This window comes from Tsukamurella pseudospumae (assembly GCF_001575195.1).
In the GTDB taxonomy this organism is placed as follows: Bacteria; Actinomycetota; Actinomycetes; order Mycobacteriales; family Mycobacteriaceae; genus Tsukamurella; species Tsukamurella pseudospumae.
The window spans coordinates 91,643-114,760 of the sequence record NZ_LSRF01000044.1; the positions used below are offsets into that span (position 1 = coordinate 91,643).

Genomic DNA, 23,118 nt, shown 5'->3' on the forward strand with positions numbered 1-23,118 from the left:
CCGCACATATCCTGGTCCGGTGCCCCCACCTCGCGCCCTGCGCGGCGCCCCACGGCGCCCTCTCCTCATCGGTGCCGCCCTCGCCGCCGTCGCCGTCATCCTGGCCGCGTTCGCCGCGTGCGGCCCGATCGGGAGGGACAGCGCACCGTCGGTCCAACGCACCGACCAGCTGCTCGACGGGGCCGGGGTGCGCCTCGACACCTCCTTCTTCCGGCCCGACGGTGCCGAGCCCGCGCCCGCGGTGCTCCTCGCCCACGGCTTCGGCGGGTCCAAGGACGACGTGCGCGACGAGGCCGAGCAACTGGCCCGGCGCGGCTACGCCGTCCTCACGTACACGGCTCGCGGATTCGGGAAGTCGACGGGGCTCGTGGGTCTCGACTCCCCCGACGCCGAGGTCGCCGACGCGCGCAAGCTGCTCGACTGGCTCGCGACCCGCTCCGAGGTGCGCCAGGACGCACCCGGCGACCCGCGCGTGGGCGTCGCGGGCGGCAGCTACGGCGGAGCGCTCGCGCTGTTGCTCGCCGGGCACGACAAGCGGGTCGACGCGATCGCCCCGCGGATCACGTACTGGAACCTCGAGCAGGCGCTGTTCCCGGGCGGGGTCTACAAGAAGCAGTGGGCGGGCATCCTTTTCACCATGGGCGGCGGGTGCGCGAGGTTCGAGCCCGCGGTCTGTGAGATGTACACGCGGATCGCGCAGGGCGGCGCACTGACCGACGCCGACCGCGCCCTGCTGGCCGCCCGCAGCCCGGCGTCGGTCGGCGCCGCGATCCGCGTTCCCACCTATCTCGCGCAGGGCGAACTGGATTCGCTCTTCCCGCTGGAGCACGCCGACGAAGCAGCGAAGCAGATCTCCGCCAACGGCGCCCCCGTCGCGGTCGACTGGATCGCGGGAGGGCACGACGCCGGCAGCGCCGAGGACGCGCGGGTGAACGCCCGCACCGCGGAGTGGTTCGACAGGTACCTCAAGGGCACCGACGCTCCCGTCCTCCCCTCCTTCCAGGTGTCCCGCTCCGGCGGCGTCGACAGGGAGACCGGCGAGCGGACGGTGCGCTCGTCGAGCTCCGACTCCTACCCCGGGCTCGCCGGGAGCATCACGCGCACCGTCGGGCTCGACGGTGCGCCGCGGACCGCCGAGAACCCGGCCGGCGGCACGCCACCGTCGATCTCCGGCGTCCCCGGGCTCGGGGCGCTCGCATCCTCCGCCGCGGCGCTCGGGGCGGGCGGGCTGTCACGCGACCTGCCCACGCAGGCCGCGGTGTTCGACTCCGCGCCACTCGCCGGCCCGGTCACCGTCACGGGCACCCCGACGGTGACGATCAAGGTCGACTCCGCCGCGCCCGACGCCGTGCTCTTCGCCAAGCTCTACGACGTGGGTCCCGAGGGCTCGCAGGTGCTGCCCCAGCAGCTCGCCGCACCGATCCGCATTCCACTCACCGGCGGCACCGCCACGACGACGGTCCGCCTGCCCACCATCGACCACGAGTTCGTGGCCGGGCACCGGATGCGCGTCGCGTTCGCCACCACCGATCTCGCCTACCTCTCCCCCTCAGCCCCTGCGACCTACACGATCGCGGCCACGAGCCCGCTGACGGTGCCCGAGGTACCGGGCCTGAGGACCGCGCCGCGGCCGTTGCCCACGTGGGTCTGGGTGCTGCCGATCATCGCGGTCGTCGTCGCGGCAGCGCTGCTGGCCGTGCGGCGACGGCGCACCGTCGGACCCGCCGACCCGGAGCTGGCCGACGTGGCCCTCCAGGTGACGGGCCTGTCCAAGAAGTACGCCGGCGGTGACGGGTACAGCGTGCAGGACGTGACCTTCCGTGTCGAGCGGGGCCAGGTCCTGGGCCTGCTCGGCCCCAACGGCGCCGGCAAGACCACGACGCTGCGGATGCTGATGGGCCTCATCACGCCCGACGAGGGCGGGATCCGCGTGTTCGGGCACCCGATCCGGCCGGGTGCGCCGGTGCTCTCCCGGGTCGGGGCGTTCGTGGAGGGCGCGGGCTTCCTGCCGCACCTGTCGGGTCGGGCGAACCTCGACCTGTACTGGCGTGCCACCGGCCGCCCCGCCGAGGACGCGCACGTCGACGAGGCTCTCGAGATCGCCGACCTCGGCTCGGCCCTCGACCGCTCGGTGCGCACCTACTCCCAGGGCATGCGCCAGCGGCTCGCGATCGCGCAGGCCATGCTCGGCCTGCCCGACGTGCTCGTTCTCGACGAGCCGACCAACGGGCTCGACCCGTCGCAGATCCGGGAGATGCGCGACGCGATCGTCCGGTACGGGGCCACCGGGCGCACCGTGATCGTCTCGAGCCACCTACTGGCCGAGGTCGAGCAGACCTGCACCCACGTCGTGGTGCTGCGCCGCGGCCGGTTGATCGCGGCCGGCACGGTCGAGGAGATCGTGCAGACCGGTGAAGGCGGGGCCTCCCGCACCCTCGAAGACGCGTTCCTCCAGCTGACGGGCGGCGACGAATGACGACCACGAACGATCCGGCGAACCCACGGGCGCGAGCCGATCACGGGGCGGCCCCGGGGTACTCCCCCGGACGCACGCTGACGGTGCGCGTCGAGCTCGCCCGGCAGCTGCGGCGCCGGCGCACCCTCGTGATGGCCGCGCTCCTCGCGGCGCTGCCGATCATCCTGATCGTCGCGCTCGCCGTGGGCACCGATGACAGCGGCCGCGGCAGCGGGCGTCCTTCGATGTTCGACGTCGCGACGGCGTCGGGACTCAACCTCATGGCGACGGTGCTCATCGCCGGAACCGGGTTCCTGCTCGTGATCCCCGTCGCGCTGTTCTTCGGCGACGCCGTGGCATCCGAGGCGGACTGGTCGTCGCTGCGGTACCTCCTCGCCGCTCCCGTGCCCCGCACGCGGCTGCTGGTCACGAAGGCGATCGTCGCGCTGATCCTGTCCGTCGGTTCCGTCGCCCTCCTGGTGGCCGTGGCGCTCGTCGCGGGCACCGTCGCGTACGGCTGGGGGCCGCTGCAATCCCCGACGGGCCTGTCGCTGCCCGCCGGGGAAGCACTGTGGCGGCTACTGCTGGCCGCGGCCTTCATCATCGGGTCCGAGCTGGCGACCGCCGGTCTCGCGCTGTGGCTCTCGACCCGCACCGACGCGCCGCTGGCCGCGGTGGGCGGCGCCGTCGGACTCACCGTGATCGGCAGCGTGCTCGACCAGGTGACCGCGCTCGGCGGCCTCCGGGCCGCGCTCCCGGCGCACTGGCAGTACGCGTGGACCGACCTGCTGCAGCCGAGCATCGAGTGGTCGGCGATGGTCTCGGGCGTCTCCCTGTCCGTCAGCATCGCCATCGTCTTCTTCGCCCTCGCCGTCCGCGGTTTCCGGACCAAGGACGTCGTGAGCTGACATCAGGACGGCACCCTTCACCATCCTTATTGTCAAAAATAAGGAAAAGTTCAATTTAACTAGCCGCTGAACCGTGCAATACTTGACAAGTAACCCACTTTTGCCACTTATTGGGAGGTGCATCGTGGCCTACCGCACGCTCAGATCGGTCTTTCACCAGCGCGACATCTCCGGAGCGGATGCCGAGGAGGCATCGCGGAGGGCCTCACCCGCTGCGCTCTCGTGGGAGTTCCGCATCGGCGAACACTCACTGTTCTGCTTGACGACGCCGCGAATCACGGCGCTGACCGAGCGGATCATGGTGCTCGACGCACGCGTGGCGGAGACCTGGGCCGAACTCCTTCCTATCGCCCGGAATCACTACTTCTCGTCGATGATCATCGAGGAGATTCAGGCGACCAACGAGATAGAGAACGTCCACTCGACGCGCCGCGAGATCGCCGACGCCCTGGAGTCGCTGACGGATGAGCCGGCGGGCGATCGCCGCTTCCGGGAGATGGTCCGCTTGTACGCCGCACTGGGCGATCGAAGCGTGTCCGCTCCGGGCACCCTCGATGACGTCCGCGATCTGTACGACGCCGTCACGCGAGGTGAGGTCGACCCGGGCGATGCGCCGGACGGGGCACGGTTCCGTGCCGACATCGTCAGGATCACCTCGGGGCAGAAGGTGGTCCACACGGGTGTGGTGCCCGAGGCAGCTATCGACGCAGGTCTGACCGTCATGCTCGCCCAACGCCGCGACGACGAGGTCCCCCACCTCATCCGTGCGGCCATCGCGCACCTGATCTTCGAGGTCGTTCACCCCTTCTACGACGGCAACGGCAGGACCGGTCGCTTCCTGCTGGCGCTCGACCTCGCCGAGAGGCTCTCGCCGATCTCGTGGTTCGCGTTGTCAGCGACCATCTTCGACAACCGCGACCGGTACTACCAGGCGTTCGCCGATGCCGAACATCCGCTGAACCGCGCCGATGCGACGCCGTTCGTCGAGACGATGCTGGAGATCGTCGCGGAGTCGCTGCACCGCGTCACGACCGACCTCGCCGACCGGAGGGCGGCGCTCGACGCGCTGACCGATGCCGTGGGCGCGATCGCGCCGGCCCGCGTACCCGTCGACGACGACCACCGGGGAATCCTCTATGCGCTTGGACAAGTGGCACTGTTCGGGTTCACCGGCGCCGTCACGCTCGACGAACTCACAGACGCCGGACCTCGTTCCAAACGCACCGTCAGGACCAAGACCCAGTTCCTCGTCGATGCAGGGCTGATCGAAGTCGTATCGCTGAGACCGTTGCGGTTCCGGCTCAGCACGGCAGGGCGAGAACTGTGCGCGATCGACGGCGCGACGGTGTGACCCCGGCCGGCCCGCTCCGGCCGGATTGTTCTGGCCGGAGCGGGCGTGAGCGTCACGCCGACGGGGCGAAGGATCCAGCGGCGCCCTTGATCGCGACGGGCTGCGCGCACTCGAGCAGGCCGGCGCGGGCGAACTCGACGCCGTAGCCGGACTGCTTGGCGCCGCCGAAGGGCACGCGCGGATCGATGGCGCCGTGCTCGTTGATCCACACCGTCCCCGCGTCCAGGCGGAGCGCCACGTCGCGGGCCCGCTCGGGCGACGGGGTCCACACGGACGCACCGAGACCGACGTCGAGGCCGTTCGCCCATGCGACCGCCTCGTCGAGGCTCGAGTAGCGGATGATCGGCAGCGCCGGCCCGAACTGCTCGCGGGCCACGAGCGGGTTGTCGTTGGGCAGGTCGGCGACGAGCGTCGTCGGGTAGAAGTTGCCGGGCGCCGACGGATCCGGATCACCGCCGATCAGGACGCGGCCGCCGCCCGCCTTCGCCTCGTCGACCAGGCCGGCGACGATGTCGTACTGCTTGCGGTTCTGCAGCGGGCCGAGCACGTTCTGCTCGTCGAGGCCGACGCCCATCGGCATGGCCCCCGCGACCTTGGTGAGTTCCTCGCACACGGCGTCGTAGAGCGCGTCGGGCACGTAGAGCCGCTTGAGCGCGGCGCAGGTCTGGCCGGTGTTGATGAACGCGCCCCAGAACAGTCCCTCGGCGATCGCGGCGGGGTCCGCGTCGTCGAGCACGATCCCGGCGTCGTTGCCGCCGAGCTCGACGGTGACCCGCTTCACCGAGTCGGCGGAGGCGCGGATGATCGCCTTGCCCGTCACAGTGGAGCCGGTGAACATCAGCTTGTCGATGCCCGGGTGGGTGGAGAGCGCCTCGCCGACCTCGCGGCCGCCGGGAACCGCGATGAGCACGTCGGCCGGGAGCACGGTGTTGAGCACGTGCGCCAGCGCGAGCACGGACAGCGGCGTGAACTCGCTGGGCTTGAGCACCACCGTGTTCCCCATCCGCAGCGCGGGCGCCAGCTGCCAGATCGAGATCATCATCGGCCAGTTCCACGGTCCGATCGCGCCGACGACGCCCAGCGGGCGGTGGTGGATCTCGGCGTAGGTCTCACCGTCATCCACCGCGACCTCCGGCTCGAGCGGCACGGCGAGGGTGGCACGCAGCCAGGTGGCGCAGGCCTCCAGCTCGAATCGGGCGTTCGGCCCGTTGAGCGGCTTGCCCTGTTCGCGGGACAGCAGGACGGCGAGCTCCTCCGCGTTCGCCACGATCGCGTCGGCGGCCGCGCTGAGCACCTCGACGCGGCCGGCGTCGCCGCGCGCGGCCCAGGCGGGCTGCGCGGCGCGGGCGGCGGCGACGGCGGAGTCCAGTTCGGCAACGCCGGGTTCGGCGACGCGGCCCACGGCCTCACCCGTCGCGGGGTCGAGGACGGTGCGTCCGCCGGTGGCGGGGGTGATGGCGTCGAGGATGGTCATGATGTGCTCCGTTCGGGAGTGAAGGTAGAGGGTTCGGGCAGAGCGGAATTCAGGCGCCGAGCAGCAGGTCTGCGGCCTTCTCGCCGACCATGATCGCGGGCGCATTGGTGTTGCCGCGGGGTACGACGGGCATGACCGACGCGTCGGCGACGCGCAGCCCGGTCACTCCGCGCACGCGCAGGGCGGGGTCGACGACGGCATCGTCGCCGATGCCCATCGCGCAGGTGCCGACCTGGTGATGGTAGGTGCCGGCGAGGCGGCGGACCATGTCGCGCAGGGCATCCCGGTCGGCCGGCTCGTGGGCCGGGACGTACTCCGTGGGCCGGAAGTCCGCGAAGGCGTCCTGGGAGCCGATCTCGCGGCACAGGATCACGGCGTCGACCAGCGCCTCCACGTCGTAGTCGTCGGCGAGGATGTTCGGGTCGACGAGCGGCGCGGCGGCCGGATCGGACGAGGCGAGACGCAGCGCGCCGCGCGAGCGCGGGGCCACGAGCCCCGGTGCGATCGTGTAGCCCTCGGCGGGCGCGTCACCGCCGTCGGTGGGGTACGGCAGGTGCAGGAACAGCGGCTGCAGGTCCGGCGCGGCATCGTCCGTCTGCTGTAAGTGCGCGAACAGCTGCGCCTCGAGCAGGTTGTTCCGGCCGGGGACGAGTTCCTCCGCGGTGGCGTAGAGGTTGCCGACCAGGAGGTGGTCGTGCAGGTTCTTGCCCACGCCCGGGAGATCGACGAGGGTGTCGAGGCCGACGGCGGACAGGTCGGCGCGGTCGCCGATACCGGAGAGTTGCAGGATCTTCGGCGATCCGATGGCACCCGCGGACAAGACGATCTCGGCGCTCGCGCGGGCGGTGCGCAGCTCGCCGTCGACGACGTACTCGACCGCGTCCGCGCGGGCACCGTCGAGCACGATCCGCGTGACGAGGGCACCGGTGGTGACCGTCAGCAGCGGGGAATCGAGAACGGGCGCGACGAAGGCCTGCCAGGCGCTGTGCCGCCGGCCGTCCTTGATCGTCGCGTGGTTGAAGCCGACGCCCTCCATGAGGTCGCCGTTGAAGTCGTCGGTGGGCTTGTGGCCCACGGCGATCGCCGCATCCACGAAGGCCTGCGCCGCGGGGTGCCGGTCGCGGAGCACGGACACGTGCAGCGGGCCGCCCGCGCCGTGCCAGGCCGAAGCGCCGTCCTCGTGATCCTCGCTGCGCTTGAACAGCTCGAGCACCGTGTCCCAGCCCCAGCCCTCGTTTCCGGCGGCCTCCCAGGCGTCGTAGTCGTCCCTGTGGCCGCGGATGTAGATCATGCCGTTCAGCGAGCTCGAACCACCGAGCACCTTCCCCCGCGGCCAGAACAGCTCCCGGCCGGCGGCGTGCCGCTGCTCGGTGGTCATCACCGCCCAGTCGTTGGGGCCGGTCAACAGGGCGGGCCAGCCCTGGGGGCTGTGGATGTTCGGATCGGTGTCCGCGGCGCCCGCCTCGATGACGTGCACGCTGTGACCGGCGTCGACGAGCCGCCGGGCCAGGGCGCTGCCGGCGGACCCGGCGCCGATGATGACGTAATCGCTTTCCCGTGGGGACATTCCCGCTCCTCGCTGTTCCGTCCGACCCGCTCGGCCGCTGGAATCCAGCCTGGCGTCGCCACGGTCGCGGGACATTGGCCTGACCCGCAGGCCGGTGTGCCCCAGGCGCGGAAACGTGATGCAGGTCACGTTCGCGCCCCGATCTGTGGTGACATGGAGGGGTACGAAGGAGGCGCGCGATGGGCACAGGTGCGGTCGAGGTCTTCGACGCCGCGTCCCTCGCGGCGCCGGACCGGTTCGACGCCTGGCAGGAGGCGGTGAACGCGGCGTTCGTGCCGCTCCGCGCCGCCCCGTACGGCGACGGTCCTTCGTCCCCCGCACTGCCCGGGCCGCGCGGTTCCGGGTACGACGGTGCCGCTGGCTTCCGCGGGCTGGTACGCAGCCAGGACCTCGGTGCGGCGGCGGCCACGGAGGTCGCGGGCGGACCGGTCACCGTGTGGCGCGACCGCGCCGCCATCGCGGATGCGGATCCCGGGGTGTACAAGCTCGGGGTCCAGCTGCACGGGTACAGCGTGCTCACCCAGGACGGTCGCGAGGCGGCCCTCACGCCGGGTGACCTGGCCATCTACGACACGACGCGGGCGTACTCACTCGACTTCGCCGACGAGTTCAGCATGTTCGTGTTGTTGATCCCGCGGGATCGGCTGGGGCTCACGCCCCGGCAGGTCGCGGGGCTCACAGCGCAGCGGATCTCGGGCCGGCACGGGCTCGGCGCGCTCGCATCGTCGCTGCTCACCGGCCTCGGCCGGCAACTGCGCACGGGCGGCGTGGACCCCGACCCGCGGGCGGTGCACGCGGTCCTGGAGCTGGTGGATGCGACGTTGATGCGCCGGCTCGAGCCGGCGGAAGCGGTCCCCACCGCCGATGTCGTGTTCGCCGGCGCCACCGCCTACATCGACGCGCACCTCGGCCTGCCGGGGCTGAGCGTGGAGGAGGTGGCCGCCGCCCAGCACGTGTCGGTACGCTACCTGCAGCAGCTGTTCGCGGACCGCGGGTCGACGCCGAGCGCGTGGATCCGCCGGCGCCGGATCGATGAGGTGAGCGCGGCGCTCGCCGACCCGGCGCAGGCCGTGCGGCCGGTCGCCGCGATCGGCGCGCGATGGGGATTCCCCGACGCCTCCGGCTTCGCTCGGACGTTCAAGGCGGCGACGGGCACGAGCCCCGGCGAGTACCGCACCCGGCACCTCGGCACCGCCACGGGCTGAGCCTCAGGCGCCGCCGGGAATGACCCGGCTGTCGCCGCGGAACTCGGCGATCACGTCGTCCCCGCGGCGCACCGTCACGTCGTAGAGACCGTTGCGGCCGAACCGCTCTCGCTCGACCGCCGTGGCGGTGAGCACGTCGCCGAGTCGCGTCGCGCGCAGGAACCGGATATCCGCCCGCGCGGCGACGGCCGCGTCGCCGCGGGAGTTGCAGGCGAGGGCGAAGGTGGTGTCGGCGAGCAGGAAGACGTAGCCGCCGTGGGTGATCCCGTGGCCGTTGACCATCGTCTCCCCCACCGTCACCGTCGTGGTCGCGGCCCCGGGCCGCAGGTCGGCGATCTCGATGCCGAGGGCGCGGGAGGCGCTGTCGGCCAAGAACATCGACTGGGCGGGCTCGCAGTCGCCGCTCACCGCCGCACTCATGCCGGCTCGCCGCCGTCCCGGGTCTTGGCGACCAGGGTCAGCACGTCGTAGGTGGCGACGGGCGAGTCGTCCTGGTTGGTGACCACCGCGTCCCAGCGGACCTCGCCGTAGTCGGCGCCGCTGCGCGGGGTGATCTGCTTCGCGGTGAGGGTCACCGTGAGCGCGTCGTCCGCGCGCACGGGGGTCAGGAAGCGCAGGGAGTCGACGCCGAAGTTGGCCAGCACGGGGCCCGGCGCGGGGTCGACGAACAGGCCGGCCGCCAGGGAGACCACGAGGTAGCCGTGCGCCACGATGCCGCCGAACAGCGGATTCGCGGCGGCCGCCTCGGGATCGGTGTGGGCGTAGAAGGTGTCCCCGGTGAACTCGGCGAAGTGGCCGATGTCCGCCAGGCTGACGGTGCGCGGCCCGCCGACGATCGTGTCGCCGATCTTCAGCTCCGCCAGGGACTTGCGGAACGGGTGCTCGTCACCCTCCGTCCGGGGCGCCCCGGCGACCCATTGCCCGGTGGTCGCGGCGAGCACGGCCGGGGTGCCCTGGATCGCGGTGCGCTGCATGTGGTGCAGGACGCCGCGGATGCCGCCGAGTTCCTCACCGCCACCGGCGCGGCCGGGGCCGCCGTGCACGAGGACGGGCAGGGGCGAGCCGTGGCCCGTCGACTCGCGGGCGTCCTCGGCGTTGAGCACCAGGAGCCGCCCGTGGAAGGGCGCGATGCCCAGGAGCACCTCGCGGGCCAGTTGCGGGTCCGCGGTGACGAGCGAGGCGACGAGGCTGCCGCCGCCGCGGGCGACCAGCTCGATCGCGTGCGCGGTGTCGCGGTAGCCGATGACGGTGGCGACGGGGCCGAAGGCCTCGATCTCGTGAACGTCGGGGGCCTCGGGATCGGTGCTGCGCAGCAACATCGGCGGCAGGTAGGCGCCGGTCGCGGCGTCGCCGCCGACCACGGTGAAATCGTCCGGGTCGCCCGAGACCAGCTCCGCCGCGCCGCGGAGCTTGTCGACGGCGGCGAGCACGTCGGTGCGCTGGGACAGGGAGACGACGGGGCCCATCGTGACGCCCTCGGCGCCGGGCGCGCCGACGACGACGCGCTCGAGCCGGGCGCGGGCCGCCTCGACGACGGCGCCCACCATCGCCTCGGGCACGAGCGCGCGGCGGATCGCGGTGCACTTCTGCCCGGCCTTGACCGTCATCTCGGTGGTGAGCTGCTTGATGTACAAGTCGAATTCGGGGGCGTCGGTGGTGACATCGGCGCCGAGGACGGAAGCGTTGAGCGAGTCCGCCTCGGCGGTGAAGTGCACGCTGCGCTCGACGAGCACGGGGTGCGCACGGAGCTTGGCCGCAGTGTGCGCGGATCCGGTGAAGGCGACGGAGTCCTGCCCGCCGAGACTGTCGAGCAGCGGGGCCGGGTCGCCGCACAGCAGCTGCACGGATCCCTCGGGCAGGAGCCCGGATTCGATGATCCGGCGGAACACCAGCTCGGTGAGATAGGAGGTCTGGGTGGTGGGCTTGACGATGCTCGGCACGCCGGCGAGGAAGGCGGGCGCGAGCTTCTCGAGGAAGCCCCAGACGGGGAAGTTGTAGGCGTTGATCTGGACCGCGACGCCGCGGCGCGCAGTGAACACGTGCCTGGCCAGGAAGGTGCCCTTCTTGCCGAGCTGCTCGACGGGGCCGTCCAGGTACACGGTGTCGTTGGGCAGTTCGCGCTTGGCCTTGCTCGCGTAGCTGAGCAGGGTCCCGAAGCCGCCGTCGATGTCGACGCCGGAGTCGCGCTCCGTGGCGCCGGTGCGCGCGGACTCGGCGTAGAACTCGGCCTTTCCCGCCATCAGCGTGAGACCCAGCGCTTTCAGGGCCGCGGCGCGCTCGTGGAAGGTGAGCGCGGCGAGCGCGGGCCCGCCCGCCTCCCGGGCGTACGCGGCCATCGCGGAGACGTCCAGCCCCGTCGACGAGACCCGCGCGACCTCGGCACCGTCGACGGGGCTGAGCACCGCCCGCCCCTCGTCGGTAGCCCGGTGCCACCGGCCCAGCGCGTAGCTCTCCACCATCCTGCTATCCATCAAGCACGCTCCCTATTACCGTATGTTCGGTCGGTAATCAGGGTGGCCCGGGACACCCGTCCGTGTCAAGACCCGACGTCGCGCTGCTCAGCTCCGACGCAGCCCGTCGAAGGCGATCGCGACGAGCGCGTCGGCCACCTCCCCGACCGGGTGATCCGGCTTGGGCCGGTACCACTCGACGAGCGAATTGACCATGCCGAACAGCAGGCGGCTGGTCACCGACGGATCGGCGTCCGCGCGCACGTCACCCTCGGCGACGGCGCCGGCCACCAGCTCCGCGACGACGGCGTCGAACTCACGACGGCGTGTGAGCGCCCGGCGCTCGACCTCGGAGTTGCCGCGCACGCGGAGGAGCAGCGTGACATAGGGCAGTTCCGCGACCAGCACGTCCACGCTGCGGCGCAGCACGTGTTCGAGGCGGTCGACGGAGCGTCCCGTCGTGGCGCCGGCCTCGGTGGTGACCGCGAACAGGCCGCTGAGGGCGCGGTTCAGGGCGAGCTCGAGCAGCTCCTCCTTTCCCGCCACGTGGTGATAGATCGACGACTTCGTCAGGCCGAGGTTCTTCGCCAGCACGTCCATGCTGGTCGCGTCGTAGCCGCGCTCGTTGAACACGCGGACGGCGACCGCCAGCAGCGAGTCCAGGTCGTAACCGGGACGCCCGGGCGAGCCGGTGCGTCGTCGAACAGGCGTTGCGCTCATGAACAGATTCTCGCACCCCGCTCCCGGATCACAGCAAGACCTTGTTACCGACCGAATGATCGGTTATTATTTCGGCACAGCCCAGCCCCGAGGGAGTTGCATGAGCGAGACCCTTCCGCAGGTCGTCACCGGCCTGCAGACCGTCACCGTCGAACGCACCGTCGACCGGTACGTCGTGACGCTCGACCGCCCCGCGGCGCGCAACGCCATCAACGCCGCGATGATCGCCGAGTTGCACACCGTCTGCGGCCTCGTCGAGGCGGACCCGGCGCCCGTGCTGCTGACCGGCACCGGGGAGCACTTCGCCGGCGGCGCGGACATCGGCGAGCTCCGCGAACGCGGCCGCGACGAGGCCTTCGCGGGCATCAACCGCAACCTGTTCGACCGGTTCGCCGCGCTCCCGCTGCCCACCGTCGCCGCGATCAGCGGTTACGTGCTCGGCGGCGGCGCCGAGCTGGCCTACGCCTGCGACATCCGGATCGCCACCGAGACCGCGGTGTTCGGCAACCCCGAGCCCGGGCTCGGCATCCTCGCGGCCGCAGGCGCCACGTATCGCCTCCCGTCCCTGGTCGGGCAGTCGGTCGCCAAACAGGTATTGCTCGCCGGCCGCACACTCGACGCGGAGGCCGCCCTCCGGTACGGGCTCGTCATGGACGTCGTCCCGGCGGGCGAGCACCTGGCCGCCGCCCACCGCACGCTCGACCGCATCGTCGCCTCCGCGCCGCTGGCCCTGCGCCTGACCAAGGCCGTCGTGGACGGGACCGCGCGGATCGAGGACATCGCCCAGGCCGTCCTGTTCGAAACGGCGGACAAACGAGACCGCATGACCGCATTCTTGGAGAAGAGGAACCGCAGATGACCACAGCACCGTCGAAGGTCGGCGTCGTCGGTGGGGGCCGGATGGGCGCGGGCATCGCGCAGGTCTTCGCCGCGCTGGGCGCCCGTGTAACGATCGCCGAGAGCGGCGACCGGGACGCCGCGCTGGGCCGGGTCACCACCGGCCTGCAGCGCGCGGCCGAGCGCGACAAGCTGGGCGGTCGGACGCCGGAGGACGTGGCCGCGCGGGTCACCGTCGTCGCCGGGATCGAGGACCTGCCCGGCGATGCCGACCTCGTGGTAGAGGCCGTCCCCGAGATCATCGACCTCAAGCTCGGCGTGCTGCACCGCGTCGAGTCCGCGGTGGGCCCGGCGTGCGTCATCGCCAGCAACACCAGCTCCCTGTCGATCGCCTCGCTCGCGGCCGCGCTCGACGACCCGACGCGCCTGGTGGGCATGCACTTCTTCAACCCGGTACCCGCGTCGACCCTGGTCGAGATCATCCGCACCGACGCCACCGACGGCGCCGTCGTCGAGCGGGTCCGCGAATGGGTGCGGCTCCTCGGCAAGCAGGAGGTGCTCGTCAACGACTCCCCCGGCTTCGCCACCAGCCGGCTCGGCGTGTGCCTGGGCCTCGAGGCGATCCGCATGCTCGAAGAGGGCGTCGCCGACGCGGAGTCCATCGACCGGGCCATGGAGCTGGGTTACCGCCACCCGATGGGCCCGCTGCGCTCCACCGACCTGGTCGGCCTGGACGTCCGGCTCGCGATCGCGGAGCACCTCGCCGCCACTCTGGGCGAGCGGTTCGCGCCGCCGCAGTTGCTGCGCGACATGGTCGCCCGCGGCGATCTCGGCCGCAAGACCGGCCGCGGCTTCCACACCTGGTCCTGACCCACCGAACACCGACACCCGAAGGAGTAGGCATGGAATCCGCCACCCTCACCGTGACCGACGGCCTCGCCGTGCTCACGCTGAACCGCCCGCAAGCCGCCAACGCACTCGACCTGTCGCTCAAGACCGCACTGCTCGACGGTGTCCGGGCGATCGCCGCCGACGACTCGGTGCGAGCGGTGCTGATCCGCGCCGAGGGGCGCAACTTCTGCGTCGGGCAGGACCTCGGCGAGCACGCCGACGCGCTGAGCACCACGCCCGACCGGGCCATGGACACCGTCGCCGAGCACTACAACCCCCTGATCTCCGGCATCGCCGCGCTCGAGGTCCCCGTCGTCGCAGCCGTGCAGGGCGCGTGCGTCGGAGCGGGCCTGGGCCTCGCGCTCGCCGCCGACGTGGTCGTGGCCGCCGAGAGCGCGAGCTTCGCCACCGCCTTCACGGCGATCGGGCTCGCATCCGACTCCGGCCTCACGCGCACTCTGGTCGACGCGATCGGCGCCGTCCGCACCCGCGCGTTCATCCTGCTGGGCACCAAAATCTCCGCGGCGCAGGCGCAGGATTGGGGCCTCATCGCGCAGGTCGCCTCGGACGACGAGCACGCCGCCACTGCGGAGGCGATCGCCCGCAGGCTGGCGGGCGGCCCGACCGCCGCGTTCGCCGCCGTCAAGGAACTCGTCGCCGCGTCTCTCCCCTCCCTCGAAGACGCCCTCGAGCGCGAGCGCGTGGCCGCCGGGCCGCTCGCCGCCACCGCCGACCACCGCGGCGCGGTCGAGGCCTTCCTCGCCAAGCGCCGCCCCGACTTCACCGGTCGCTGACCCAGCCGCACGGAAGGCACAGCCATGACAGACACCACCACCGAGCTGGAGACAGAGTTCGAGCGGATCGTCCAGTCCGACCAGCGCATCGAGCCGCGGGACTGGATGCCGGACGGGTACCGCAAGACCCTGATCCGGCAGATCGCCCAGCATGCGCACTCCGAGATCATCGGCATGCAGCCCGAGGGCAACTGGCTCACCCGCGCACCGTCGCTGCGCCGCAAGGCGATCCTCATGGCGAAGGTGCAGGACGAGGCCGGCCACGGACTCTACCTGTACTCCGCGACCGAGACCCTCGGCGTGGATCGCGCCGAGCTCACCGAGAACCTCATCGAGGGCCGCCAGAAGTACTCGTCGATCTTCAACTACCCGACCCTCTCCTACGCGGACGTGGGCGTCATCGGCTGGCTGGTTGACGGCGCCGCCATCTGCAACCAGGTGCCGCTGTGCCGCAGCTCCTACGGGCCGTACGGCCGCGCGATGATCCGGGTGTGCAAGGAGGAGTCCTTCCATCAGCGGCAGGGCTTCGAGCTGCTCATGACCATGATGACCGGCACGCACGCGCAGCGGGACATGGTGCAGGAGTCGGTGAACCGCTGGTGGTGGCCCGCGCTGATGATGTTCGGCCCGCCCGACGACCGGTCCCCCAACTCGGCGCAGTCGATGGCCTGGCGGATCAAGCGACACACGAACGACGAACTGCGGCAACGTTTCGTCGACATGTCGGTGCCGCAGGCCGAGATCCTCGGCGTCACCTTCCCGGACCCGGACCTGGCATGGAACGCCGAGCGCGGCGCCTACGACTTCGGCGAGCCGGACTGGGACGAGTTCATGCAGGTCGTCAAGGGCAACGGCGCCACCAGCGTCGAGCGGATCGCGAACCGTCGCGCCGCCCACGAGAACGGCGCCTGGGTGCGGGAGGCCGCTGCGGCCTTCGCCGCCCGCACCGCCGCACCGGATACCACCCCATCGGAGCAGGAGTAGACATGACCGAGCAGACCCGCATCGACTGGCCGCTGTACGAGGTGTTCCTGCGCGGCAAACGCGGACTCAACCACGTGCACGTCGGCTCCCTGCACGCCGCCGACGCCGAGATGGCGTTGCGCAACGCCCGCGACGTGTACACCCGCCGCAACGAGGGCGTGAGCATCTGGGTGGTCCGCTCGAGCGACGTGGTGGCCTCCAGCCCGTCCGAGAAGGACCCGTTCTTCGCCCCGAGCGGCGACAAGGTCTACCGCCACCCGACTTTTTACGAGATCCCGGACTCGGTTCCGCACATGTGACGGGCTGCCGGTCCGGAGCACCGGCCGTTCGACGACATACAGACAACGTCCCCCACATGTGACCTCCGGTCACCGCAGCCCATCTCGCCCAGCCCGCGAACAGGATTCACAGCCATGATCGATCACGACAACGCCTACGAGGGCCTCGTCGACTCGGACTCCCACGGCCAGTGGGCGTTCGGCACCAGCTTCGACGAGCCCCTCGCCGGGGTCGATACGACGGTGCCCGACGACGTCGACCCCCACACCCTCGCGGTGTACTGCCTCATGCTCGGCGACGACGCGCTGATCTCCGCCCAGCGGCTCGCCGAATGGAGCACCCGTGCACCCGAGTTGGAGGAGGAGGTCGCGCTCGCCAACGTCGGCCTCGACCTGCTCGGCCAGGCACGGCTCCTCCTGGCCCGCGCCGCGGCCGCCGATCCCGCGGTGGTGCCGGTCATCTCGGACGCCTCGCCGGTGCCCGCCGAGGACGCGCTCGCCTTCTTCCGTGACGACTCCGCGTTCCGCAACGTCCGGCTCGTCGAGCTCGACAACGGCGACTTCGCGGTCTCGACGGTGCGCCTGCTGGTCTTCGCGACGGCCCGTCTGGCCCTGTTCGACCGGCTCCGCGGCTCCCGCGACCCCGTCCTAGCCGCCGTGGCGGCCAAGGGCGTCAAGGAGATCACCTACCACCGCGACTACGCCGCGCGGTGGGTGGTCACCCTCGCGCAGGGCACCGACGAGTCCCGCCGCCGCACCGAGGCGGCCATCGCCCGCGTCTGGCCCTACGTCCCCGAGCTGTTCGAGCCGTCCACCGAGGAGCTGGCCCTCGCCGCGTCCGGGATCGGTGTGGACCCGCGCGAGCTGCGCGGCGAGTTCGACGCCGTCATGGAGTTGACCTTCGGCGCCGCCGGGCTACCGATCCCCGACGCCCCGGGCGTCGCCCGGGTGGGCGGCCGCGCCGGCCGACAGGGTCTGCACACCGAGGAGCTCAGCCGCATCCTCGCCGAGATGCAGTCCGTCGCCCGCGCCCATCCCGACGGGACGTGGTGACCGTGCAGGCCACCGAGTTCCGCACGCCGCTCGCCGTGGTGGGCGATGTACTCGACCCCGAGATGCCGCAGGTCACCCTGGCGGACCTGGGCATCGTCCGCGAGGTCGCCCAGGCTCCCGACGGTGCCGTGCGCGTGACCATCACACCCACCTACTCCGGCTGCCCCGCGATGGGAACCATCCGCGCCGACATCGAGCACGCGCTGCACGCCGCCGGCTACGGGGAGGTCGTCATCGACACCGCGCTGTCCCCCGCGTGGACCACCGACTGGATCACCGAGGCGGGCCGCGCGAAGCTCCGTGCCGCCGGATACTCGACGCCCGGCCCCGCGCCGCGCCGCGCCGACGGCCCCGTCCCCCTGACCCTGCAGGCGATGCCCCGTCGGATCGCCTGCCCCGCCTGCGGATCCGACGCCACCCGCCTCGACTCCGAGTTCAGCGCGACGCCGTGCAAGGCGCTCTACCGCTGCCTGGACTGCCGCGAGCCCTTCGACCACGTCAAGGAGATCTGATGACCGCCGTCGCCCCCATCCCCACCCGGGGTCGCGCGTTCCACGCGCTCACCGTCGCCGACGTCGAGTCGCTGTGCGACGACGCGGTGGCAGTCACCTTCGACGTGCCGGACGACCTGGCCGACGAGTTCGCCTTCGCCGCCGGACAATCGCTCACGTTGCGCCGGATGATCGACGGCGTCGAGCACCGCCGGTCGTACTCGATCTGTGCGCCCGTCGGCGAGCGGCCCCGGGTCGGCGTCCGTGAGGTCACCGACGGGCTGTTCTCGTCCTGGCTGGTGCGGCGGGTCCGCGCCGGCGACACCATCGAGGTGCAGGGCCCCACCGGCAGCTTCGCCGCCGACCCCGACGAGGGCGGCGTGCACGTCCTCATCGCGGCGGGCTCCGGCATCACGCCGATGCTGTCCATCGCGGGTACGGTCCTCGCCAATCCCGCTGCGCGCGTGATCCTCATCTACGGCAACCGTCGCACGCGGTCGGTGATGTTCGCCGACGAGATCGCCGACCTCAAGGACCGCTACCACGACCGGCTCGACGTGATCCACGTCCTCTCCCGCGAGCCGCGCGATGTCGAGCTGTTCACGGGCCGCGTCGACGCCGAGCGCCTGCGCGAGCTGCTGCGCACCGTCGTCCCCACCGGAGACGTCGACCACTTCTGGCTCTGCGGCCCGCACGGCATGGTCACCGACTCGGAGGATGTGCTCGCCGAACTCGGCGTGGCGCGCACCGCGATCCACCGCGAGCTGTTCTACGTCGACGACGGCACCCCACCGCCGCAGGAGAAGCACCGCGAGCCGGGCGTCACCGGCCCGAGCAGCGCGGTCACCGTCGTGCTCGACGGGCGGAGCGCGACCGGCACGATCTCCCAGGACGACACACTGCTCGACGGTGCCGAGAACTTCCGCCCGGATCTGCCCTTCGCCTGCAAGGGCGGCGTGTGCGGCACGTGTCGCGCGAAGGTGCTGTGCGGCACCGTCGACATGCGCCGCAACTACGCCCTCGAGGACGACGAGGTGGCCGCCGGCTTCGTCCTGACCTGCCAGACCTACCCCACCAGCGACACCGTCACCGTCGACTTCGACGCCTGACGCCCGGTCCCCCACGCCCTCCCAGCCGATCCAGCCCCAAGGAGCCCGTCATGACATCGACCGTCGCAGACGACGACATCGAGTTCGCCACCCGCGACCGGATCTCCGCGCTGCAGCTCGAGCGCATGCGGTCCACGCTCGCCCACGCCTACGAGAACGTCCCCCACTACCGCCGGGCCTTCGACGAGGCGGGCGTGCACCCGAGCGACCTCCACGAGCTCTCGGACCTCGCGAAGTTCCCGTTCACGACGAAGGCCGACCTGCGGGAGAACTACCCGTTCGGCATGTTCGCCGTACCGCGCGAGCGGGTCTCGCGGATCCACGCCTCCTCCGGCACCACCGGCCGCCCCACCGTCGTGGGCTACACCGCCGACGACATCAGCATGTGGGCCGACGTGGTCGCGCGGTCGCTGCGCGCGGCCGGCGTCCGCGCGGGCGACCGGGTGCACGTCTCCTACGGCTACGGCCTGTTCACCGGGGGCCTCGGCGCGCACTACGGCGCGGAGCGGCTGGGCGCCACGGTGATCCCCATGTCGGGCGGGCAGACGGAGAAGCAGATCCAGCTGATCCAGGACTTCGAGCCCGACGCGATCATGGTCACGCCGAGCTACATGCTCACGATCGTCGACACCATGCTGGCCATGGGCGTCGATCCCCGCGCGACCTCCCTGCGCACGGGGATCTTCGGCGCCGAGCCGTGGACCGACCGGATGCGCACCGAGCTCGAGGAGGAGGTCGGCATCGACGCCGTCGACATCTACGGCCTCTCCGAGGTGATCGGTCCCGGCGTCGCGATGGAGTGCGTGGAGACCAAGGACGGCCTGCACATCTGGGAGGACCACTTCTACCCCGAGGTCATCGATCCGATGACGGGCGAGGTGCTCCCGGACGGCGAGCACGGCGAGCTGGTGTTCACCTCGCTCACCAAGCAGGCCACCCCGATCATCCGGTACCGCACGCGCGACCTCACCCGCCTGCTCCCCGGGACCGCCCGCACCATGCGGCGGATGGAGAAGGTCACCGGCCGCACCGACGACATGATGATCCTGCGCGGCGTCAACGTCTTCCCCACCCAGATCGAGGAGCTGATCCTCGGCATCGACGGCCTCGCGCCCCAGTTCCAGTGCGTGCTGGACCGTCCCGAGCGCATGGACCGGCTCACGGTCAAGGTCGAGAACCGGCACGACCGCCCCGTCGACGAGACCGCCGGCAGCACCCTGACCAAGATCATCAAGGACAAGATCGGCATCTCGGTCGACGTCGACGTGCTCCCTCCGGGCGGCATCGAGCGCACCGTCGGCAAGGCCCGCCGGCTGGTCGACAACCGCCCGAAGGACTGACGCTCAGACCTGCTCGGCGCGCCCGCCGAGGTGCTCGGCGAGGAACCGCTCGGTGGCACGGAACATGTCGATCGTGTTCTCCGGGTTGACGAAGCCGTGCCCCTCGTCGGCCTTGATCATGTACTCGACCTCCACACCGCGGGCCCGCAGGGCCTCCACGAGGTTGTCGGACTCGGCCTGCACCACGCGCGGGTCGTTGGCGCCCTGCACCACGAGCAGCGGAGTGCGGATCTTCTCGACGCGGGTGATCGGTGACCGGGCGAGCATGTCGGCCAACTGATCCGGGTCCGACGGGTCGCCGACGTATCGGATCCAGTTGTTGGCCAGGTAGGGCCGCGCGATCTCCGGCAGCGTCGCCATGAAGTTCGGCAGGCTCGAGATGCCCACGTAGTCGATCGCCGCGGCGAACTTCTCCGGGGTGAAGGTGACGCCGACCAGCGCCGCGTACCCGCCGTAGGAGCCGCCGAAGATCCCCAGCCCCCGCGGGTCCGCGATGCCCTCCGCCACGGCCCAGTCCACAGCGTCGATGAGGTCGTCGTGCATGGCGCCGGCCAGCTCGCCGATGCCGGCCTGCATGTGGGCCTTGCCGTAACCGGTGGAACCGCGGAAGTTCACCTGCAGCACCGCGTACCCGCGGTTCGCGAGCAGCTGGACCTCGCCGTGATAGCCCCAGGTGTCGCGGAACCACGGCCCACCGTGCACGAGCAGCACCAGCGGCAGACCCTCGGCCGGCACGCCCACCGGCAGGGTGAGATACGAGGGCAGTTCCCGCCCGTCGCGCGCGGTGATCGCGACCGGCGCCATCGGAGCGAGCTGCGCCGGGTCCAGGTTCGGAAAGGGACGGAAGAGCAGCCGCGACTCGCCCGTGCGATGGTCGTAGAGGTAGGTGACGCCGGGGTCGCGGTCGTGGACGAAGGACACCACCCAGCGGTTCCCGTCCAGGTCGGACGAGAGCGCGCCGAGGTCACCGTCGGACAAGGCGCGCAGGGCGTCGAGCACCTCCCCGAACCGCGCGTCCAGAGCCCGGATCTCTTGGCGCTCACCGAGGTACCGGACACCGAGCAACGCGCCGGTGCGCGGGTCGACGATGAGCGGCTGCGGCATCGTCGGGGCGACGAGGCCGGTGGTGTCGAGGTCGAGGACGTCGTGCGCGTCGACCTCGGTCTCCTCGCCGGTGGCCCCGTCGAGGTGCACGACCCGCGTGCGGTCGGTGCCCCGGTTCGAGCCCAGCCACAGGCCTCCGTCGGGCGACGGGACGATCGGGAAGACGCCCAGCGGGTAGTCGATGCCGTCGAACGCGGCGATCGGGAGCAGCGCGCGAGCCGCGGAATCCCAGCGGCAGATCGCGATCGCGCCGGTGGCGTCCTGCGTGGACGCGAACAGCGTGCCGTCGGCGCCGTACACCCAGCCGGCCACGTTGCCGGGGTTGCGCTCGATCTCCGTGAGCCCGCCGGTGGCGATGTCGAGCTCGAAGACGTCGAACTCGTCGACCCTGCGCGGGTTCATGGAGACGATCGCGATCCCGGGCCGCGCGATCGGCAGGTGCATGAGAAACGCGGTCGCGCCGTCGAAGGGCGTGAGGTCGACGGCGGGCGCGTCCGGGTCGTCGAGGTCGGCGCGGAAGACGTGCCACCGCTCGTCGCCGCCGTTGTCCTGCAGGTAGATCAGCCAGCGCGGATCGGTGGTCCAGGAGAACATCTGGACGCTGCGGGTGGCGTCCGCGGTGACGGCACGGGCGGGCACGGCGTCGTCGAGGCCCTCGACCCACACGTTCAGCCGCCCGTTCGACGGTGCCAGGAAGGCGATCCGGGACCCGTCGGGCGAGATCTTCGCTCCCGCTCGGACGGGCGAGTCGAAGAACTCCTCGACGGTGATGATGCTCGGCAACGGCACGGCGTCTCCTTCTGTCGGTGGTGTGCCTCCAGTGGAAACCATGCCGTCGCGGCATGGTCAAGCGGCGCCGCGACGCGCGCCGCGGTTCAGGAGAGGATACGCGCCAGGAACGGGGTCGAGTCCTTCATGGACTCGAGGACCGCGCCGCTGTGATCGGCGTCCGGGTACTGGTGCAATTCGACCGCGGTACCGCTCTTCTTCAGCGCCGCCGCCAGGGCGATCGAGGACTGGACGGGGACGTCCGTGTCCTTGAGCCCGACCCCCAGGAACACCGGTCGGTCGTATCCCGACGTAGGTGTTCCCATGTAGCGGTCGAGTGCCTCGCCGGCGCCGGGAACGGTACTGACCTTGGCACTGACGAAGTCCGTCGGCTTCTGTCCCTTCAGGGTCGTGCTGAGCTGTTCGTAGCACTGCACCTCGGCCTTCTCGGCGGCCTGCTTGCCACGCGGGGTGAGCACCGAGTCGAAGTCCACGCCGGGATTCGCCTCGCGGACGCCCGCGAGAATGTAGGCGGTGTAGGCGGTGGCCGCGGAGCTGAGCCCGCCGGGCAGGCTCGTGGTGGGTCCGACGTTCTTGACGACGTCCTCGATCCGGAACGGGGTCCCTGTGGCGACGACGCCGCGGTAGTCCAGCCCGCTGCCGGCGCTGAACTCGCTCGCCCACCGCGCGCTGTTGACGGCTGCGCCCCCGCCCTGCGACTGCCCGACGATGGCCCACTTCTTCGACAGGTTCAGCGACCGGTCCGTGTGCGCGGCGACCACGGAATCGACGACGTTGTGCGCGGTCGACACACTGTTGAGGTAGCTCATCAGCCCGGGTGTGCCGAGCCCCGCGTAGTCGGAGGCGACGATCGCGTAGCCCTGCGACAGCCAGTGCCCGAGGTACTGCCGGTCCCGGGCCGATCGGGGGTTCGCCGAGGGCGCGCAGGTATCGCCCAGGCCGACGGTGCCGTGGGCCCACGCGATCACGGGCCAGCCGCCCGCCGGGGCGGTCCCCTTCGGCAGGAAGACGGCACCCGTGCTCGTCGCCGGCTTGTCGTGCTGATCCGTCGTCGAATAGAGCACCCGCTTGGCGGTCCCGGCTCCGGGCAGGGACAGCGCCGGGTCGAGCGGGACCGACCGGATCTGCACGCCGCCCTTCGCCGGCACGGGGCCGGCGTACTTCGCGGCGTCGAGGCCGGACCAGTCCGGTGCGGCGACGGCGGGCGCCGCGACGAGTCCGGTTCCCAGCAGAGCAGTGATTCCGGCGAGCGCGAACCGCGTGATCCTCATGCCACGGACTCTATCCCCGGCTCGCGCGCCGCACCGGGCGACCGCGC

Annotated in this window: 20 protein-coding genes; 13 read left to right on the plus strand and 7 right to left on the minus strand. The window is 71.6% G+C overall.

Going from position 1 to position 23,118, the window contains the following annotated elements; genetic code table 11:
* Positions 1 to 19 precede the first annotated feature (19 nt).
* From AXK60_RS13320 to AXK60_RS13330, 3 genes are all read left to right on the plus strand, one after another.
* Complete coding sequence (locus AXK60_RS13320; RefSeq protein WP_244881105.1) at positions 20 to 2,476, plus strand: alpha/beta fold hydrolase; 2,457 nt, start codon at positions 20 to 22, stop codon at positions 2,474 to 2,476.
* Positions 2,473 to 3,363: an ABC transporter permease gene (locus tag AXK60_RS13325; RefSeq protein WP_068571627.1), complete on the plus strand. Its 891-nt coding sequence runs from the start codon at positions 2,473 to 2,475 to the stop codon at positions 3,361 to 3,363. Before AXK60_RS13320 ends, AXK60_RS13325 begins: the two co-directional genes overlap by 4 nt.
* A gap of 259 nt (positions 3,364 to 3,622) precedes the next feature.
* Positions 3,623 to 4,714, plus strand: coding sequence for a Fic family protein (locus AXK60_RS13330; RefSeq protein WP_244881106.1), 1,092 nt, complete (start codon positions 3,623 to 3,625; stop codon positions 4,712 to 4,714).
* 52 nt (positions 4,715 to 4,766) lie between these two features.
* Here the strand turns inward: AXK60_RS13330 and AXK60_RS13335 are convergent, their stop codons facing one another.
* Together AXK60_RS13335 and AXK60_RS13340 are read right to left on the minus strand one after the other, a co-directional pair.
* The gene (locus AXK60_RS13335; RefSeq protein WP_068571629.1) at positions 4,767 to 6,188 is read right to left on the minus strand and encodes an aldehyde dehydrogenase family protein; all 1,422 of its coding nucleotides are present in this window, start codon (positions 6,186 to 6,188) and stop codon (positions 4,767 to 4,769) included.
* Between the two features lie 49 nt (positions 6,189 to 6,237).
* A complete protein-coding gene (locus tag AXK60_RS13340) occupies positions 6,238 to 7,755 on the minus strand; it encodes a GMC family oxidoreductase (RefSeq protein WP_068571630.1) in 1,518 nt (505 codons plus the stop codon).
* 179 nt (positions 7,756 to 7,934) lie between these two features.
* Here AXK60_RS13340 and AXK60_RS13345 point away from each other — a divergent pair, with 179 nt between their 5' ends.
* Positions 7,935 to 8,960, plus strand: a complete 1,026-nt coding sequence (locus AXK60_RS13345) for an AraC-like ligand-binding domain-containing protein (protein WP_068571631.1) — start codon at positions 7,935 to 7,937, stop codon at positions 8,958 to 8,960.
* A 3-nt stretch (positions 8,961 to 8,963) separates the two neighbouring features.
* Here AXK60_RS13345 and paaI read toward each other — a convergent pair whose 3' ends face one another.
* The 3 genes from paaI to AXK60_RS13360 form a co-directional block, all read right to left on the minus strand.
* Positions 8,964 to 9,380 carry a hydroxyphenylacetyl-CoA thioesterase PaaI gene (paaI, locus tag AXK60_RS13350; protein ID WP_068571632.1) on the minus strand — a complete coding sequence of 139 codons (417 nt, stop codon included), beginning with the start codon at positions 9,378 to 9,380 and terminating at the stop codon, positions 8,964 to 8,966.
* Positions 9,377 to 11,431 (minus strand): phenylacetic acid degradation bifunctional protein PaaZ, encoded by a 2,055-nt coding sequence (gene paaZ / locus AXK60_RS13355; protein ID WP_068571633.1) that lies wholly within the window; start codon positions 11,429 to 11,431, stop codon positions 9,377 to 9,379. Before paaZ ends, paaI begins: the two co-directional genes overlap by 4 nt.
* A gap of 87 nt (positions 11,432 to 11,518) precedes the next feature.
* Complete coding sequence (locus tag AXK60_RS13360; RefSeq protein ID WP_068571634.1) at positions 11,519 to 12,130, minus strand: TetR/AcrR family transcriptional regulator; 612 nt, start codon at positions 12,128 to 12,130, stop codon at positions 11,519 to 11,521.
* A 100-nt stretch (positions 12,131 to 12,230) separates the two neighbouring features.
* Between AXK60_RS13360 and AXK60_RS13365 the strand changes: the two genes are divergently transcribed.
* From AXK60_RS13365 to paaK, 9 genes are all read left to right on the plus strand, one after another.
* Positions 12,231 to 12,989: an enoyl-CoA hydratase/isomerase family protein gene (locus AXK60_RS13365; protein ID WP_425315220.1), complete on the plus strand. Its 759-nt coding sequence runs from the start codon at positions 12,231 to 12,233 to the stop codon at positions 12,987 to 12,989.
* Positions 12,986 to 13,837, plus strand: coding sequence for a 3-hydroxyacyl-CoA dehydrogenase family protein (locus AXK60_RS13370; protein ID WP_068571635.1), 852 nt, complete (start codon positions 12,986 to 12,988; stop codon positions 13,835 to 13,837). Before AXK60_RS13365 ends, AXK60_RS13370 begins: the two co-directional genes overlap by 4 nt.
* Positions 13,838 to 13,869: 32 nt before the next feature.
* Positions 13,870 to 14,652 (plus strand): enoyl-CoA hydratase-related protein, encoded by a 783-nt coding sequence (locus AXK60_RS13375; RefSeq protein ID WP_068571636.1) that lies wholly within the window; start codon positions 13,870 to 13,872, stop codon positions 14,650 to 14,652.
* A 24-nt stretch (positions 14,653 to 14,676) separates the two neighbouring features.
* Positions 14,677 to 15,636, plus strand: coding sequence for a 1,2-phenylacetyl-CoA epoxidase subunit PaaA (gene paaA, locus AXK60_RS13380; RefSeq protein WP_068571637.1), 960 nt, complete (start codon positions 14,677 to 14,679; stop codon positions 15,634 to 15,636).
* 2 nt (positions 15,637 to 15,638) lie between these two features.
* Positions 15,639 to 15,935, plus strand: a complete 297-nt coding sequence (gene paaB / locus AXK60_RS13385) for a 1,2-phenylacetyl-CoA epoxidase subunit PaaB (RefSeq protein WP_068571638.1) — start codon at positions 15,639 to 15,641, stop codon at positions 15,933 to 15,935.
* A 114-nt stretch (positions 15,936 to 16,049) separates the two neighbouring features.
* Entirely contained in the window at positions 16,050 to 16,967 is a 918-nt protein-coding gene (paaC, locus tag AXK60_RS13390; protein WP_068571639.1) for a 1,2-phenylacetyl-CoA epoxidase subunit PaaC, read from the plus strand.
* Between the two features lie 2 nt (positions 16,968 to 16,969).
* On the plus strand, positions 16,970 to 17,479 hold the full coding sequence (paaD, locus tag AXK60_RS13395; protein WP_414929985.1) for a 1,2-phenylacetyl-CoA epoxidase subunit PaaD: 510 nt from the start codon (positions 16,970 to 16,972) through the stop codon (positions 17,477 to 17,479).
* The gene (gene paaE / locus AXK60_RS13400) at positions 17,476 to 18,567 is read left to right on the plus strand and encodes a 1,2-phenylacetyl-CoA epoxidase subunit PaaE (RefSeq protein WP_082778031.1); all 1,092 of its coding nucleotides are present in this window, start codon (positions 17,476 to 17,478) and stop codon (positions 18,565 to 18,567) included. The genes paaD and paaE overlap by 4 nt, the downstream gene beginning before the upstream one ends.
* Positions 18,568 to 18,617: 50 nt before the next feature.
* On the plus strand, positions 18,618 to 19,907 hold the full coding sequence (gene paaK, locus AXK60_RS13405) for a phenylacetate--CoA ligase PaaK (RefSeq protein ID WP_068571641.1): 1,290 nt from the start codon (positions 18,618 to 18,620) through the stop codon (positions 19,905 to 19,907).
* Positions 19,908 to 19,910: 3 nt separating this feature from the next.
* Here the strand turns inward: paaK and AXK60_RS13410 are convergent, their stop codons facing one another.
* Both AXK60_RS13410 and AXK60_RS13415 read right to left on the minus strand, forming a co-directional pair.
* Positions 19,911 to 21,800 (minus strand): S9 family peptidase, encoded by a 1,890-nt coding sequence (locus AXK60_RS13410; protein ID WP_068571642.1) that lies wholly within the window; start codon positions 21,798 to 21,800, stop codon positions 19,911 to 19,913.
* 86 nt (positions 21,801 to 21,886) lie between these two features.
* Positions 21,887 to 23,071, minus strand: coding sequence for an alpha/beta hydrolase family protein (locus AXK60_RS13415; RefSeq protein WP_082778021.1), 1,185 nt, complete (start codon positions 23,069 to 23,071; stop codon positions 21,887 to 21,889).
* Between the last annotated feature and the right edge of the window lie 47 nt (positions 23,072 to 23,118).

Coding starts and splice junctions, on each gene's coding strand:
- AXK60_RS13325 (WP_068571627.1), top strand. CDS start 2,473: ATGACGACCACGAACGATCCGGCGAACCCACGGGCGCGAGCCGATCAC.
- AXK60_RS13335 (WP_068571629.1), bottom strand. CDS start 6,188: ATGACCATCCTCGACGCCATCACCCCCGCCACCGGCGGACGCACCGTC.
- AXK60_RS13340 (WP_068571630.1), bottom strand. CDS start 7,755: ATGTCCCCACGGGAAAGCGATTACGTCATCATCGGCGCCGGGTCCGCC.
- AXK60_RS13345 (WP_068571631.1), top strand. CDS start 7,935: ATGGGCACAGGTGCGGTCGAGGTCTTCGACGCCGCGTCCCTCGCGGCG.
- paaI (WP_068571632.1), bottom strand. CDS start 9,380: ATGAGTGCGGCGGTGAGCGGCGACTGCGAGCCCGCCCAGTCGATGTTC.
- paaZ (WP_068571633.1), bottom strand. CDS start 11,431: ATGGATAGCAGGATGGTGGAGAGCTACGCGCTGGGCCGGTGGCACCGG.
- AXK60_RS13360 (WP_068571634.1), bottom strand. CDS start 12,130: ATGAGCGCAACGCCTGTTCGACGACGCACCGGCTCGCCCGGGCGTCCC.
- AXK60_RS13365 (WP_425315220.1), top strand. CDS start 12,231: ATGAGCGAGACCCTTCCGCAGGTCGTCACCGGCCTGCAGACCGTCACC.
- AXK60_RS13370 (WP_068571635.1), top strand. CDS start 12,986: ATGACCACAGCACCGTCGAAGGTCGGCGTCGTCGGTGGGGGCCGGATG.
- AXK60_RS13375 (WP_068571636.1), top strand. CDS start 13,870: ATGGAATCCGCCACCCTCACCGTGACCGACGGCCTCGCCGTGCTCACG.
- paaA (WP_068571637.1), top strand. CDS start 14,677: ATGACAGACACCACCACCGAGCTGGAGACAGAGTTCGAGCGGATCGTC.
- paaB (WP_068571638.1), top strand. CDS start 15,639: ATGACCGAGCAGACCCGCATCGACTGGCCGCTGTACGAGGTGTTCCTG.
- paaC (WP_068571639.1), top strand. CDS start 16,050: ATGATCGATCACGACAACGCCTACGAGGGCCTCGTCGACTCGGACTCC.
- paaK (WP_068571641.1), top strand. CDS start 18,618: ATGACATCGACCGTCGCAGACGACGACATCGAGTTCGCCACCCGCGAC.
- AXK60_RS13415 (WP_082778021.1), bottom strand. CDS start 23,071: ATGAGGATCACGCGGTTCGCGCTCGCCGGAATCACTGCTCTGCTGGGA.